This window comes from Frankia sp. KB5, assembly GCF_002099325.1.
GTDB classification, from domain to species: Bacteria; Actinomycetota; Actinomycetes; order Frankiales; family Frankiaceae; genus Frankia; species Frankia casuarinae.
On the sequence record NZ_MRUJ01000040.1, the window covers coordinates 1 to 2,024 of the forward strand.

Annotated in this window: 1 protein-coding gene and 1 pseudogene; one reads left to right on the top strand and one right to left on the bottom strand. The window is 72.4% G+C overall.

Annotated elements, in window-relative coordinates:
* A partial coding sequence (locus KBI5_RS26125) for a DUF5667 domain-containing protein (RefSeq protein WP_085014434.1) occupies window positions 1–1,553 on the top strand: 1,553 nt, incomplete at its 5' end.
* A gap of 19 nt (window positions 1,554–1,572) precedes the next feature.
* Here the strand turns inward: KBI5_RS26125 and KBI5_RS04905 are convergent.
* Window positions 1,573–1,806 (bottom strand): annotated as a pseudogene (locus KBI5_RS04905) (transposase); the annotation flags it as partial.
* Window positions 1,807–2,024: the final 218 nt, after the last annotated feature.

Here is a 2,024-nt window from a genome sequence, read left to right on the forward strand (position 1 = left end):
TGGACGGACAGCGCCCCCCGTATGACGAGACCGACGCGCGGCTGATCGACACCGTGGCGGCCCTCCGGGACCTGCCGTCACCGCGGCTGCATCCGGCACGGCACGCCGCCCTGCGCGGACAGCTGTTCGCCGCCGTCACCGGCTCCCCGGCATGCGATCCCGTCCGTTCCCCCGCCGCCGTTTCCCCCGGCACCTCCGTGAAGGGCCACGAGACCGAGGCCCGTCCCACAAGAACCCGTCCCGCACGCACGCCTCCCGAGGGCGTCGATCCTGACCTGCCGGGAAACGATCCGGTCGACGCGCGGTGGGTACGCCGGACCGGTGCCCGCGGTGTCTCTGCCTGCGGTGTCTCCGGCCGGGGCAGGATGACCCGGGCCGCCCGGCCGCTGCTGGCYGGAGCACTCACCGCCGCCGTCACCACGGCGGCCCTCGCGGTCAGCTCGGGGGACTCGCTACCCGGCGATACCCTGTACGGCGTCAAACGACAGGTCGAAGACCTCCAGGTGTCGCTGGTCCGCGATCCGGTCGAGCGGGCGAAGACCCGGCTGGGCATGGCCGGCTTGCGGATGAGCGAACTGCGCACGATCACGGTGAACGACGGCGGGGTGATCGCCCCGGAAACCGGTGCCGGCGCTCCGGAGACGAGCCCGCGGGTGCCGGTGGTGAACCCCACGGCGACCGCCGCACCACCGACCATCGCGGTGTCACCGACCATCGCGGTGTCACCCGCTGCGGTGTCACCCACTGCGGGGACGTGGCCTCCCGGTCCCCGCACACCCGCCGTCTCCGGCGACGCCGGCGAATCCGATGGCCCCGACGCGCCGAGCGACCCGCCCGGCCCCGGCAACGGGGACCGCCTCGACCCCGAGCTGGTCAACGCGCTGCTGCGGGACTGGATCGCCGAGGTGCGCGCCGGCACGCAGGTACTGCTGGCCCGGGTCGCCGCCGGGGACACGGACGCCTGGACCACGGTGAACGCCTTCACCACCGAGCAGTCCCGCGGGCTGAAGAACCTGCTGAGATCGCTTCCCGTGGGCTCGGTCGGACCGGCGCATGCGGCTCTGGATCTCATCGACGACGTCAGGCGCAGGCTCGGCCCGCGGGCACCAGCGCCGGTCCGGGCCCCCTCACCCGTCCGCCAGATCTCTCCGATCGTGCCGACCGGTGACGCCCTCACCCCCCCGCCCTACGTGGCGCCGCTGCTCTCCGCACCTCGGCCCACGGCGACCGGGGCCACCGCCGCGCCCGCCCTCAGCACTCCCACCCCCGGCACTCCCACCCCTGCCGGCACCGGCATCGGCTCGCCGGGGCCCCCGAGCCCGGCGCCGGGTGGTGCCACGAGCGGAACGACCATCCCGACCCCGACCCCCGCCACGACCCCGACCCCCGCCACGACCCCGACAGACGCCACGACCCCGACAGACGACACGACCCCGACAGACGACACGACCCCGACAGACGACACGACCGCATCCGATGTCACGCCGACCACGGTGGGCGCGCCCTCGCCGCAGAGCCCCCCGAACGGGGCGCCGACGCCGGGATCCCGCTAGAATCTGTTCCGAGTTTGGATCATGGGGTTGGCAGGCTGCGTAGCCAGAGGATGGATCCGCGCAGGTGGAGTCCCGCGGCGTAGCTTTCGGGTGTCTTGTCGTAGCGGGTGGCCAGACCCCGCCATTCCTTGATCTTGCTGATGCCGCGCTCCACGGTGTTGCGGTCTTTATAGAGCGCGGCGTCGTGGCGGACCGGGCGACCTCCGGCGCTGCCGCGCTTCTTACGGTTGGCCGTCTGATCGGCCTTCTCCGGAGGACGAGCCGTGGTACTCGCTCTTCCCAGGACCCCCGCGTCACGGGCTCGGGTCCCAATGCCGCTTCCACTAACTGGATCTTGATGGTCGTCGGTGTGTCGGTTCCGGCTGTTCTGTCTGGTTGCCGGCATGATCGGGGTGTGTGGCGGACAGTGAGGCGGTTGCGGGTAGCCAGCTGACGGACTGGATCTCTCTGGGGGTCCTGACGTCGTTCGTC